Annotated in this window: 16 protein-coding genes; 8 read left to right on the top strand and 8 right to left on the bottom strand. The window is 36.8% G+C overall.

Annotated elements, in window-relative coordinates:
* Positions 1 to 191, top strand: a 191-nt coding sequence (locus ACE199_RS19470; RefSeq protein ID WP_375351237.1) for a hypothetical protein, incomplete at its 5' end; no start/stop codon positions are given.
* A gap of 274 nt (positions 192 to 465) precedes the next feature.
* Here the strand turns inward: ACE199_RS19470 and bioB are convergent.
* The 6 genes from bioB to ACE199_RS19500 all read right to left on the bottom strand — a co-directional run bounded on the left by bioB (position 466) and on the right by ACE199_RS19500 (position 5,949).
* Positions 466 to 1,461 carry a biotin synthase BioB gene (gene bioB / locus ACE199_RS19475; protein ID WP_375351238.1) on the bottom strand — a complete coding sequence of 332 codons (996 nt, stop codon included), beginning with the start codon at positions 1,459 to 1,461 and terminating at the stop codon, positions 466 to 468.
* 186 nt (positions 1,462 to 1,647) lie between these two features.
* Positions 1,648 to 1,878 (bottom strand): hypothetical protein, encoded by a 231-nt coding sequence (locus ACE199_RS19480; protein WP_252291454.1) that lies wholly within the window; start codon positions 1,876 to 1,878, stop codon positions 1,648 to 1,650.
* A gap of 167 nt (positions 1,879 to 2,045) precedes the next feature.
* Complete coding sequence (locus ACE199_RS19485) at positions 2,046 to 3,119, bottom strand: sulfate/molybdate ABC transporter ATP-binding protein (protein WP_127761827.1); 1,074 nt, start codon at positions 3,117 to 3,119, stop codon at positions 2,046 to 2,048.
* Positions 3,120 to 3,139: 20 nt separating this feature from the next.
* The gene (gene cysW / locus ACE199_RS19490) at positions 3,140 to 4,003 is read right to left on the bottom strand and encodes a sulfate ABC transporter permease subunit CysW (protein WP_375351239.1); all 864 of its coding nucleotides are present in this window, start codon (positions 4,001 to 4,003) and stop codon (positions 3,140 to 3,142) included.
* A 12-nt stretch (positions 4,004 to 4,015) separates the two neighbouring features.
* Entirely contained in the window at positions 4,016 to 4,849 is an 834-nt protein-coding gene (gene cysT, locus ACE199_RS19495; protein WP_375351279.1) for a sulfate ABC transporter permease subunit CysT, read from the bottom strand.
* Positions 4,850 to 4,938: 89 nt separating this feature from the next.
* Entirely contained in the window at positions 4,939 to 5,949 is a 1,011-nt protein-coding gene (locus ACE199_RS19500; RefSeq protein WP_375351280.1) for a sulfate ABC transporter substrate-binding protein, read from the bottom strand.
* Between the two features lie 334 nt (positions 5,950 to 6,283).
* On the opposite strand from ACE199_RS19500, the gene ACE199_RS19505 reads away from it, so the two are divergent.
* Both ACE199_RS19505 and ACE199_RS19510 read left to right on the top strand, forming a co-directional pair.
* A complete protein-coding gene (locus ACE199_RS19505; RefSeq protein WP_127761824.1) occupies positions 6,284 to 6,550 on the top strand; it encodes a DUF1292 domain-containing protein in 267 nt (88 codons plus the stop codon).
* A 381-nt stretch (positions 6,551 to 6,931) separates the two neighbouring features.
* On the top strand, positions 6,932 to 7,798 hold the full coding sequence (locus ACE199_RS19510) for a DMT family transporter (protein WP_375351281.1): 867 nt from the start codon (positions 6,932 to 6,934) through the stop codon (positions 7,796 to 7,798).
* A gap of 154 nt (positions 7,799 to 7,952) precedes the next feature.
* Here the strand turns inward: ACE199_RS19510 and ACE199_RS19515 are convergent, their stop codons facing one another.
* Complete coding sequence (locus ACE199_RS19515; protein ID WP_375351240.1) at positions 7,953 to 8,132, bottom strand: hypothetical protein; 180 nt, start codon at positions 8,130 to 8,132, stop codon at positions 7,953 to 7,955.
* Between the two features lie 171 nt (positions 8,133 to 8,303).
* Between ACE199_RS19515 and ACE199_RS19520 the strand changes: the two genes are divergently transcribed.
* On the top strand, positions 8,304 to 9,182 hold the full coding sequence (locus ACE199_RS19520) for a LysR family transcriptional regulator (protein WP_375351241.1): 879 nt from the start codon (positions 8,304 to 8,306) through the stop codon (positions 9,180 to 9,182).
* Positions 9,183 to 9,274: 92 nt separating this feature from the next.
* Here ACE199_RS19520 and ACE199_RS19525 read toward each other — a convergent pair whose 3' ends face one another.
* Positions 9,275 to 9,787, bottom strand: a complete 513-nt coding sequence (locus tag ACE199_RS19525) for a GNAT family N-acetyltransferase (protein ID WP_375351242.1) — start codon at positions 9,785 to 9,787, stop codon at positions 9,275 to 9,277.
* A gap of 333 nt (positions 9,788 to 10,120) precedes the next feature.
* Here ACE199_RS19525 and ACE199_RS19530 point away from each other — a divergent pair, with 333 nt between their 5' ends.
* The 4 genes from ACE199_RS19530 (at position 10,121) to ACE199_RS19545 (ending at position 13,137) form a co-directional block, all read left to right on the top strand.
* Complete coding sequence (locus tag ACE199_RS19530; RefSeq protein WP_375351243.1) at positions 10,121 to 10,939, top strand: lipoate--protein ligase family protein; 819 nt, start codon at positions 10,121 to 10,123, stop codon at positions 10,937 to 10,939.
* Between the two features lie 12 nt (positions 10,940 to 10,951).
* On the top strand, positions 10,952 to 11,899 hold the full coding sequence (lipA, locus tag ACE199_RS19535) for a lipoyl synthase (protein ID WP_119117320.1): 948 nt from the start codon (positions 10,952 to 10,954) through the stop codon (positions 11,897 to 11,899).
* 74 nt (positions 11,900 to 11,973) lie between these two features.
* Positions 11,974 to 12,603 (top strand): LysE family translocator, encoded by a 630-nt coding sequence (locus ACE199_RS19540; RefSeq protein ID WP_375351244.1) that lies wholly within the window; start codon positions 11,974 to 11,976, stop codon positions 12,601 to 12,603.
* A gap of 123 nt (positions 12,604 to 12,726) precedes the next feature.
* Positions 12,727 to 13,137, top strand: a complete 411-nt coding sequence (locus ACE199_RS19545) for a VOC family protein (protein WP_375351245.1) — start codon at positions 12,727 to 12,729, stop codon at positions 13,135 to 13,137.
* Positions 13,138 to 13,158 lie beyond the last annotated feature (21 nt).

Genomic DNA, 13,158 nt, shown 5'->3' on the forward strand with positions numbered 1-13,158 from the left:
TTCGCGATGTAAATAGCGCCATTAATATCGCTAAAAAAACATCTATATTGTCTGGCTCAGACTGGGTGGCAGAGTGGATTCTCGATACAACCACCTATGCGGTAAGGTATGATTTGTTTACAACAAGTCACAAGAAACCGATTGTACGCATTAGAAATAATGGTACAAAGAAATTAAATCCTACGGCTTGACCGAAGGAGCAAAACGTTTATCGGAAATCTACTTATGAGTAATTTATAAGGAAGATTAGGTAAGTTTTGTAGAGCGGACATGGAAGGTATATTTAGGAGATCAACAATTTCACTTAAATGAAGGTGATAGTATTTCTTTCTCTAGTATGATACCCCATCGTTACAATAATCTTGGTAATGATGTATAAATTTCTGAGTTCCCCATAAAGAAAGGAGCGTCTTTGAGACGCTCCTATTTCATTAAACAAGAGATTACCAAGATGAGTTTACTTTTTTAAAGTGCACATTCTTCAATTTCAAAACCTAAGTCTTCAATTAATCCCCAGTCATTTGTTGGTTCTTGTCCTTCCGTTGTTAAGTAATCTCCAACGAAGATAGAGTTAGCAGCAAATAAACCAAGAGGTTGCAGAGAGCGTAAGTTTACTTCACGACCGCCTGAAATACGGATTTCTTTTGTTGGATTAACAAAACGCATCATTGCTAAAATCTTTAAGCATTGCATCGGTGTTAAGGCATCTTGATTTTCAAGCGGTGTACCAGGAACGGCAACAAGGAAGTTACATGGAATTGAATCTGCATCCAATACATTCAATTGAAAGGCGATTTCTACCGCTTGTTCCTTCGTTTCGCCCATACCAAAAATCGCACCTGAACAAGGAGATAATCCTGCTTTTTTAGATGTACTAACTGTATCTACACGATCGTCATATCCATGAGTCGAACAAATAGAATCATAGTTATCAGCATGGGTATTTAAGTTATGGTTGTAGCGGTGAACCCCTGCATCGACAAGTCTTTCGGCTTGGTTTTCATTTAGAAAACCTAAACATGCGCAAATTTTTAAATCTGTTTTTTCACGGATTTCCTTTACGGCACCAATGACGTGCTCTACTTCTTTATCCGTTGGACGGCGACCTGATGCGACAATACAATATGTACCTGCTTTACGGCGTTTTGCTTCAAACGCACCTTCAACAATTTTATCTTTCGTTAACCATGCATATTTATCAATCGGTGCTTCAGACACAATCGATTGTGAACAGTATCCGCAGTCTTCAGGACAAAGTCCAGACTTTGTATTGATAATCATATTAAGCTTTACTTTTTTTCCATAATAATGATGACGAATAAGATAAGCGGCATTCAGTACTTCTAATACTTGTTCATCTGGTACGTTTAAAATATGTAGGGCATCTTCTTTTGTAATACTTTCTCCGTTAAGAACATTTTGGGCAATTTGTTGCCAATTGATTTGCTTTGCAGTAGTCATATGTATCCCCTCTTTGTTAACTATTTATATTATAAGTTAACAATAGGTGGGGATATATGTCAACTTTTATTTATTTAAAGTTTACAATTTTGTGAGAAATAAAAAAAGAACGGAGGAGTTGATGAGTATTTCCGTTCTGTTATAATGAATCAACAATTTCATATATTAATGAGGAGGAAGGATTCTCTATTTAATAGGCCATTTCGTATCTTCTATAGTTCTTCTAATTTGCATTTGTTCAAGTTCAAGCTTGATTTTTTCTGTTTCTATGAGATAGTTTTCGTGCTTTAGTTTTTCTAGTTCTAACTCATCTTTTAGCATATCCCGTTTGATTTTCGATTGTTTTTGAAAATGACCTGTGATGATTGCGATGATAGGGATGGAAAAAATCATAATTACAGCGATTGTGCCTGTCATCAAACTCACCTCTTTATGGAATTTTTGTTAATTTAAGTATACAATACTTTTAAAGTAGAAACTTTACTATATTATGTTTAGATTCTTAAAAAGTTAGGAAATAGAAAGCGTTTAGTAAAGAAAGAATCGCCTTTCACGATGAATGTGAAAGGCGATTCTTATTTTGTTTAAATCGAAAAATCTTCAGGAATAAATACTTTTAATTGTTTTGGTCGTACATAAACTTGTTCGCCGACCTTTAGCTGGAGAGAGTGATAATGCTCTTTCGTTACTTCAGCTTCTAAAAATTCTTCCGCGTCTGTACGTTTTAATTCGATTTGGACAATTGGACCAATTACATGGATGTGGCTAATTGTCGTATGAACAGCATCTTCACTTGTTTTGGTTTTCTCGATTTGAATATCATGCGGGCGAACGTAGCCAATGGCTTCAGGATGATTTTGACTAAATAATTCTGGGATATCTGCTTCAAAGCTTCCATGTTTTAATTTTCCGTTTTGGATCCGTCCTTTGAATAAATTGACATTGCCTAAAAAGTCATACACAAATGGACTATTTGGATGATCATATACTTCTTCAGGGCTGCCAATTTGTTCAATTTTTCCGTTATTCATGACAACGATTCGATCCGCTACATCGAGTGCCTCTTCTTGGTCATGGGTTACAAATATACTAGTAATATGAAAGTCATCATGCAATTTCCGTAACCAGCGGCGTAAGTCTTTTCGTACTTTTGCATCGAGCGCACCGAATGGTTCGTCGAGCAATAATACTTTAGGTTCAACGGCTAAAGCACGAGCGAGCGCAACTCGTTGACGTTGCCCGCCTGATAATTGCGAAGGATATCTGTCCGCGAAATTTTCTAATTTGACCAATTGTAATAATTCCATTACTTTCTTTTGAATGTCCGCTTTAGATGGTCTAGTTTTCCTCGGTCGCACTTTTAAACCGTAGGCGACATTGTCAAAAACGGTCATATGTCGAAATAAAGCATAATGTTGAAATACAAATCCAACATTTCGTTCTTTCGGATTTACATCTGTGATATCTTTTCCATCAAATAAAATCGCTCCTTGATCTAATCCTTCTAATCCAGCAATGATGCGTAGAAGTGAGGTTTTTCCTGAACCGGATGGACCAAGTAAAGCAATTAGTTCTCCGGTTTGAATGTCGATGTTAATCCGATCGAGCGCCTGAAATGAGCCGAACGCTTTTGAGACATTTTGAATTTGTATACTCATCTGTAAGAAGCTCCTTCTATTTAAATATGTTTTGCTTTCCATTCAATTAGATTTTTCACAATTAGTGTAATAATGGCGAGAACAGACATAAGTGATGCGACTGCAAATGCGGCTGAAAATTGATATTCATTATATAAAATTTCAATGTGAAGCGGCATCGTATTGGTCATGCCGCGAATATGTCCTGATACAACGGATACTGCGCCAAACTCGCCAATTGCTCGAGCGTTACATAAAATGAGGCCGTATAATAACCCCCATTTAATATTAGGAAGCGTAACTAAAAGGAAGGTTTTAAAGCCGCTTGCTCCTAATGTGAGAGACGCTTCTTCTTCGGCTGTTCCTTGAGCTTGCATAAGTGGAATCAGCTCGCGTGCTACAAAGGGCAGGGTCACGAAAATCGTTGCTAACATAATTCCTGGTAACGCAAAGACAATTTTTAGATCATGCTCGAACAGCCATTCTCCCAATAAACCTTGTGCACCGAAAAGAAGAATAAAAACAAGACCGGCAATAACAGGTGAAATAGCAAAAGGCAAATCAATGATTGTAATTAAAATGTTCTTGCCTTTGAATTGGAATTTCGTAATCGCCCAAGCCGCCATGACGCCAAAAATAGCGTTTAACGGTACGGTAATAAGAACGACGAGCAAGGTTAATTTAATGGCTGAGAGTGCATCGGGATGTGTGATCGCCGCCACATAAGTTTCCCACCCTTTTTGAAAAGCCGTAATAAAAATAGTAACGAGCGGTAAAACAAGAAATAAAGCTAAAAAAGCGAGGGCGATGAAGGTTAAAGTCCATCTGATTGCCTTCGGTTCTTGCGAGACGGAAGCTACTTTGATTGTAGTCGGCGTTTGTTGCAGTGGTACATGTCCAGCCATAGATTCTCCTCCTTAACTATGTAAAAACTTTCGATTGGTCACCCATTGAATCATATTAATGATGAATAATAATAAAAAGGATACAACGAGCATGACTGTTGCAATCGCGGTAGCACCTGCATAATCATATTGCTCTAGCTTCGTCATAATGATGAGCGGGGTAATTTCTGTTTTCATCGGCATATTTCCAGCGATAAAAACGACTGACCCATATTCCCCGAGGGCACGAGCAAATGCAAGAGAGAAGCCTGTTAAAATGGCTGGAATTAATTCTGGCAAAATAACTTTTATAAAGGTTTGAAGTCGATTGGCACCGAGGCTTGCAGATGCTTCTTCTACTTCTCCATTAAAGTTTTGGAGAACAGGCTGCACGGTACGAACGACAAATGGTAAACCGATAAACGTTAATGCGATAATAATGCCAAGTGGAGTAAAGGCAATTTTAAAATTGAAAAACTGACCAACCCATCCTTGAGGGGCGTAGAGTGTCGTTAAGGCAATTCCAGCAACAGCGGTAGGCAGGGCAAAGGGCAGATCGACTAAACCATCGACAATCCTTTTTCCAGGAAAATGATAACGAACGAGCACCCAAGCAATAATGGTTCCAAAAATAACATTTAGAATGCCTGCTGCTAAAGCAGTACCAAAGCTTAATTTATAGGAAGCAACGACTCTTTCATCGGTAATGGTTTCAATAAATTGACTCCAAGTCATTGTGGTCGTGTTAATAAAAACCATTGATAAGGGCAGTAAAACTAGAATGCTAACATAGAGCATCGTATAGCCAAGAGATAAGCCAAAGCCAGGTATTATATTACGCCTTTTCTTTTTTCGTACCGGTAATATGTTCACGGAGTTACACCTCTATTTCGCTAGATAACGTGAAAAGATACATACAAAGATATGTATCTTTCACTAATCATTTTGTGGAGTTATTATTTAGGTTGATAAATTTCGTCAAATGTTCCTCCATCATTAAAATGAGTTTCTTGTGCTTTTTTCCAGCCGCCAAAATCTTTAATGGTCACTAAATCAAGGGATGGAAATTGATCTTTATATTTTTCTAATACAGCTTCGCTTCGTGGACGATAGTAGTTTTTCGCTGCGATTTCTTGCCCTTTTTCTGTGTATAAGTGTTTTAAGTAAGCTTCAGCTACTTCGCGTGTTCCTTTTTTATCGACGATTTTATCAACAACGGCTACTGGCGGTTCAGCTAAAATACTTAGAGGCGGTGTGACAATTTCAAATTCATCTTTACCTAATTCATTTAAAGAAAGGTACGCTTCATTTTCCCAAGCGATTAATACATCACCAATACCGCGCTCTACAAATGTTGTTGTTGAACCGCGAGCACCTGAATCTAAAACTTCAACGTTTCCATACAAGTCTTTCATAAATGCTTTAATCTTAGCTTCATCCCCGCTATATTGCTGCTTCGCATAGGCCCATGCTGCTAAGTAATTCCATCTAGCACCACCTGACGTTTTTGGATTTGGTGTAATAACGGAAACACCTTTTTTCGTTAAATCGTTCCAATCTTTAATGCCTTTAGGATTGCCTTTACGAACTAAGAAAACAATTGTTGATGTGTATGGTGTTGAGTTGTCTTCAAATTCTGTTTCCCAATCTTCATTTAATAATTGTCTTGCTTGAGCAATTTCATCGATATCATAGGCTAAAGCAAGTGTGACAACATCCGCTTCAAGTCCATCAATAACGGCACGCCCTTGTTTTCCAGATCCACCATGTGATTGTTGAATCGTGACATCCTGACCTGTTTCTTCTTTCCAGTAAGCGATAAAATCTTCATTAAATTCTTGATATAATTCACGAGTTGGGTCATAAGAGACGTTTAATAATTCCACAGTTTTTTTAGAGTCTGAAGAACCATCCTTCTCCTCATTGCTGCTGGATTGACTGTTACTGCAACCTGCTAGAATCATCATTAATGCTGAAAGAATTAATAAAAAATGAAATGCGCCTTTTTTAGCTTTTACCACTGTGAGCTCCCCCTTTTTTTCTCTAAAAATACAAAAAGACTGCAATCTTCATTACATGTCACACACGTAATAAGATGCAGCCTTCAGTTTGTCTGATCAGCATATGCATTTGGATATTCTTTTTAATAAAGGCAATAAATTCTTGTTTCTAATTTAAACTTATTTTTCTTATTAGTCAACTGTGAATTTGAGGTTTTTAGAATATTTTATTATTTTTTAGGAGAAGATAAGGTAATATAGATATTCTGAACTTATTTTTTTAATAAAGGAGCACGGTCATATGGATAAAATTGAAGTTGGCGATATTTTCACCCTATTTGACGAAAATGATGAAGAACAAGACATCGAAGTCTTAGGTACGCTAAGTGTAGAAGGAAATGAATATGTTGCGGTTGGTTTTGTAGAAGAATTAGAGCAGCAAACAGAAGAAGATGTGGATATTTTCTTTCTGCGAGTGGAAGAGGGAGAAGAGTTGTCTGAAATTGTAAGTGATGAAGAATTTGCAAAAGTATCGATGGCTTTTGAAGGTGTTACGTCCTCAAAATAAACAACGAGCTCTTTGATTTTCAGATAATCAAAGAGCTCGTTTTATTTATCCCACTCTTAACGGGCAGTAAGACCCCCACCTCAAGCTTATGAGGAGTCAAAGAAGACAGGTGGGGGACAACTGCCCGTAAAGGTCCGATTGGTTCAACTAACCATCAGTGGGGGATGAAGGAAAACCCCCACTGATGGAAGTTTCACTTTATCATTTCACAATAATTCTTCTGCGTGCTTCACCTTTGAGCAAGGTAGGGGGCGCAGGAGGATTTTTTAAATTCTTTGATTGGAAGTCCGGCGTTAGATGATACCATTTAATTAACAAGAAGTTAGGAAAAATATGCTATGATAAATGCTAGATTAGTATAAAGGAAAGGTTCTATTGTATATGAAATCAGCAGCTATGATTAAAATGATATTAGCCATGTCTATTTTTGGATCAATTGGATTTTTTACTGTAAAAACGGGTGTTCCGGCATCTGAGCTAGTATTCGTTCGTTGTATTTGTGCCACGCTATTTTTGGGTTTGTGCTGGTTTGTTACAGGACAGCATAAAGTAGAGGTTTGGAGAAAGAAAGATGTACTAGTTACAATGCTATGCGGTGTGTTTTTAGTATTAAATTGGGTATTTCTATTTAAAGCATTTGAGGAAATGTCTATAACCATTGCCATCTCTATCTATCATTTAGCTCCTATATTAGTATTGATTTTCGGAAGTATCTTTCTAAAGGAAAAAATGAATGTATGGTCTTTGTTGGCTGTTTTTGTGTGTTTCCTTGGAAGTGTCCTTATAATAGGCATTACTGGTCAAACATCATTTTCAGACTTCGTAAGCTCAGGCTTTATATGGGCTTTACTTGCAGCCATATGTTATGCAATGACGATGATTATAGGGAAAGGCATTCAAGGGTTAAGTGCCTATGCGATGACATTTGTTCAAACTTCGGTTGGAATTGTTATTTTATTGCCATTTATGGACTTTAACGTGTTTCATCATTTGAGTTCAACGAATTGGCTATTTATTTTAGGGACAGGATTGATTCATACGGGGATTGTCTATTATTTATTTTTTGACAGTCTTAGACAACTATCTACACCTGTTATATCTGCTCTAGTTTTTGTTGATCCAGCTGTCGCTATCTTGTTGGATACCATTATAATAGGATTTCGACCTTCGACTTTACAGGTTATTGGAATGATCCTTATTTTTAGCGGAATGTTGTATACATTAGTGGAGCCAAAGAAGGTGACTTAAACGGCCATGCTTAAGGTTTGTATAGAATGTAATGAAACATGAATGCATTGATGATGCGGAGTTTTGTTAAAATGAATGTATGGAAAAAAGAACGCTTAAAATCACCCTTATAAGGGCATTCTAAGCGTTCTTTTCTGTTTATCAACTAAAAGAATTAATGTTTAATTTGTTCGATTACACGTTGTTTTAGCTCTTCATCCATTGAAGAAAGCTTAACCTGGTTTGTTAGACGATCTTGTATCTCTTTATCAGTTGTAATACCGTGTTCTTTTAAGATTTCGATAAGTAATTCAAATGTCATTTGGTCTTTAATATTTTTTGCTGTGTGTTCCATAGTAATGTCCCCTTTAATGATGTTGCTATATAGATTCTTTTATTTAAAGAGATGGTTTTTTCAAATACTGTACGCTAGCGATATAAATACTGTAACAAACTTTTCGTGATATGAAAAATATATTTATAATAATGATATTATATGAAAAAAATATGATTAGGGAGTGTATGAATGGATCTTAGGCAATTAAAGTATTTTAAAACAATCGTTGACGAAGGGAATATAACGAAGGCGGCGGAAATCTTGCATATGGCACAGCCGCCATTGAGTCAACAGCTTAAACAATTGGAAAAGGAATTAGGAACGGTTTTAATTAAACGCTATAGACAACAGTGGGAGTTAACGGAAACTGGGAGGGTCTTATATAACCATGCTGTGCATATGCTGCAAGATATAAAAGAGGTTAAGCAAGAAATACAAGAAATAGAAGAAGGAACTCGGGGAACATTATCGATTGGTATATCATCGAGTTGTGTTAACTTACTTCCTAAAAAGGTCAAAGAGTTTAGAAGGGAATATCCCAATGTATTCGTTAATATTTGGAAAGAGGATTCATCTTACCTGCAAAAACTATTAATTGAACGAAAAATCGAACTTTCATTTATGCTTCCTCCAGCTAATTTAGAAGAGTATCAAGTGCAAAGACTTAAGAGAGAACCTTTTGTAGTGACGCTTCCTGCTGCATGGGCAAACGGGCTTAATAAAAGTTCAATTAGTTTAAAAGAAATCATTAACTATCCATTTCTTATGTTAGGCCCTATGGAAGGTTCATCTATTTATAGGGACATTTTGAATGAATTCAATAAACGTGATTTTTCCCCTAATATTGTTCTAGAATGCAACGATATATTTACGGTATTGAATTTTGTTGCGTTAGAAATAGGTATTTCAATCATTCCGAAATCGGAAATTCATGATATCTCTCATCAGAATATTAGTACACTTGAAATTGAGGATTTTCCATTATTTATCGAACCAGCCATAGTATCCTTAAAAAGAAATCGTTTGACTAAAGCTGCAGAGCATTTCTTGAATTATTTTGCAGATTAATCAGATGATTTACATAAAATTTGGATTTCACCTATATTTCCAATGATAAATTCAAGCCCCCGCACTTATGAGGGGGCTTGAAACTATATGTATCAAGGTTCAGTAGGGTGATCTGGTCCTTGTAAATCTAATTGATAAAAGGCAAGATCCAGCCATCTGCTGAATTTATAGCCTGCTTTTTTTATTGTGCCAGAATGGATAAAGCCTAATCCTTCGTGGATTTTGATGCTGGCCTCGTTAGCGGCATCAATGCCAGCGACAAGTGTCGCATATTTCTGTTCATTGGCAATCATTATTATTTCCTTTAATAAGTGTAATCCGATGCCTTTTCTTCGATGGTCTTTATGTACATAAACAGAATGCTCAATCGTATATTTATAGGCAGGCCAAGCTCTAAAAGGGCCAAAAGTGGCAAAGCCCATTATTTGATCATCTTCTTCAAAAACAATTATAGGGTATCCCGCTTCGAGCTTTTGTTTATACCATGTTCTTCTATCTTCAATGGTGTGTGGTGTATAGTCGTAAACCGCTGTGCTGTTTACAATTGCATCATTATAAATTTCTAAAATGGTGTGTAAATCTTTCTCTTGAGCATATCTAATCATCGATTTTACCCTTCTCTTCGTTTAGTTTTTCTTATTATATTATCATCCTGAATGTATATCAGTATATGCATCTGTCTGATATCGATTCTATTCCTAAAGCGGGCGAAATGCTAGAGGCAGTTGTTGAAGAAAATCGAATCTCAATTAATTGACAAAAATAGTGATAATGCTATCATAAAATTGATTATGATTGAATTAACTGTAAGCTATGTAAATTCGTTACGGTGATTACGAATTTATACTATTTTTGAATAATATTATTTATGCTCATTTTTTCTATATATAATGAGGAAGAAGAGTAGAATAAACTAAAATACAGGCGGTGAAAACAACATGGTGGAGACATGGTATTTTATTGATTCCGGGTTACAAAGTCCTGCTTATAATATGGCATTGGATGAAACGCTTCTTAACTGGCACAGTCGCGGTCTTATTCCGCCTGTTCTTCGATTCTATGGTTGGAAACCAGCTGCATTGACACTTGGTCATTTTCAAAAAACAGTCGGTCGAATTGATATCGAGGCTACTAAAGCAAAGGGGATTGAAATTGTAAGACGTCCAACAGGAGGGCTTGCGGTGCTTCATGATAATGAGCTTACGTACAGTGTGATTGTGAGTGAAGCGCATGAGAAGATGCCAGCTTCTGTTGTTGAGGCGTATCGAGTGTTATCGCAAGGGATTTTAGAAGGATATAGAAATCTAGGGATTCAAGCAGAACTAGCAATTCCAGATGCGCCGGTTGGGAGAACAGGGACAGCGGTTTGTTTTGAAGAAGCTTCCTGGTATGAATTGGAGATTGATGGGAAGAAAGCAGCTGGAAGTGCCCAAAATCGTCAGAAGGGCGTTATTTTACAGCATGGTTCGATTCCTATTGAAATGAATACAGAAACCTTATATGATTTGTTTATATTTGCAAATGAAAAAGTGAAAGAGAGAGCAAGAGAAGCGTTTGCACAAAAGGCTGTTTTCATTCATGATATTTTAGAACGAGAAGTAACAATGGAAGAGTTAAAGGCAGCTTTTAAAGACGGGTTCCAAAAAGGACTTGATATTGAGTTAGCTGCATTTGAACCAAATGAAGAAATGTTAGAAGAAGTCGAAGAATTGATGAAATCCAAATATACAAATGATGATTATACTTTTCAAAGGTAAGGGGTAGAGAGCGTGGCGAACAAGGAATACTTGCGAAAACCTGAATGGTTAAAAATTAAATTAAACACAAATGAAACCTATACAGACTTGAAAAAAATGATGCGTGAAGAAAAGCTGCATACAGTATGTGAGGAAGCGAAATGTCCGAATATTCATGAATGCTGGGCTGTTAGAAAAACAGCGACATTTATGATTCTAGGAAGCATCTGTACACGTGGTTGCCGCTTTTGTGCTGTTACAACAGGAATGCCAACTGAATTAGATCGTGAAGAACCAGAACGTGTAGCACGCTCTGTGGAGGTTATGGGCTTACGCCATTGTGTTGTTACGGCTGTTGCTCGCGATGATTTAGCGGACGGCGGTGCTGAAATTTTTGCGGAAACGGTTCGTGCGATTCATCGTAGAGTGCCTTCATGTACAGTTGAGGTTCTGCCATCAGATATGAAAGGTGACTATGAAAGTTTGCACATGCTGATGGATGCGAAGCCGGATATTTTTAACCATAATATTGAAACGGTAGAACGTTTAACTCCGCGTGTTCGTTCGAAAGCTACTTATCAGCGCTCTTTACAATTGTTAAAAAGGGTAAAGGAGATCAGCCCTGATACACCAACGAAATCTAGCTTAATGGTTGGTCTTGGCGAAACAAAAGAAGAAATTTTACAAGCGATGGATGATTTACGTGCGCATGATGTAGATATTATGACAATCGGTCAATATTTACAACCAACGAAAAAGCATTTGCCGGTTGAACGCTATGTGCATCCAGATGAGTTTGCTGAGCTAAAAGAAATCGCTCTTCAAAAAGGTTTTAAACATTGTGAAGCAGGCCCGCTCGTTCGTTCTAGCTACCATGCTGACGAGCAAGTAAACCAAGCGGCACGTCAAAGACAATTAGAAGGCGAAAACAAAGAGCCGGAACAGGTTATTCAACAATATAAAGCACAGTTTTCGAATTAATAAAGAGGAAGGAGGGGCCTGACGGATTCCCTTCTTCTTTTTTGCATGGTTTTTGACAAGAAAGGAAGATTTGTTTGGAAAATTATTTGCTATTTATCATCACAGCATTGCTCATTATTATCGTTCCAGGTCCTGACTTTGCTTTAGTGACAAAAAATACAATTACTTATGGAAAGGAAGGGGGATTTAAAACGGTTGCAGGTATTGTTATAGCGCTCTTCATTCACACGTTACTTGCAACATGTGGTCTTTCCGCTCTTATTATGAAATCGGCGGTGCTCTTTTCCATACTTAAGTTAATTGGCGCAATCTATCTTATTTATCTTGCTATTCATTCTTTTCGTAGTGCTTTGAAGCGTCAACGCTCTCAATTAATAAAAGAAGAGCGGGCTCACCAACGTAAGACAAAACCGAAAAACTTCAAAGAAGGATTTCTAACAAACATCTTTAATCCAAAAGTAGCGGTTTTTTTCTTAAGTTTTTTACCTCAATTTATCTCAAAAGGTGAACATCACTTTTTGCAATTTTTAGCACTTGGAGTGATATTTATTGCTCTTTCTGTCATATGGTATTTCTTTTATATTTCGCTTATTAAACGCTTGCATGCCTTTATGCAAACCGAAAAAGTAAGCAAAGCGATGGAAGTAATTACAGGAACTGTTTTTTTAGGATTTGGGATACGGATGGTGTTAGAGAAGCAATAATGTTATTGACTTTTATGCGTTATTCTAATTAAAAGACTTAACAATAATAATTGACAATATGAAGTTAATTAGAGAAAATAAAAATAGAAACGTATGTTTGGTTTGTATGAGGAGGGCTTTTACGTGGAAAAGTCAAATCAAAAAGTTACGACGTTTTTAATGTTCTCTGGAACGGCCGAAGAGGCAATGAACTATTATACATCTATCTTTGACGACTCAGAGATCATTGATATTCTTCGATATGGTGCAAATGAGGCTGGTGAGGAGGGAAGTGTGCTGCATGCTACATTCTCATTAAAGGGACAAAATTTTATGTGTATAGATAGCAGTGTGAAGCATGAATTCACCTTTACACCTTCTATATCATTATTTGTCACATGTGATACGGAGGACGAAATTTATCGAACTTTTGAAGCTTTATCCCAAGATGGAATTGTTTTAATGCCGTTAGCCCCTTCCCCTGTGAGTGAAAAGTTTGGATGGGTTCAAGATAAATATGGTGTTTCATGGCAATTGAATCTAGCAAAAAGCTAATTAATGGGGAATCTTGTCATA

The sequence above is a fragment of the Peribacillus sp. Hz7 genome, from assembly GCF_042136355.1.
In the GTDB taxonomy this organism is placed as follows: domain Bacteria; phylum Bacillota; class Bacilli; order Bacillales; family DSM-1321; genus Peribacillus; species Peribacillus asahii_A.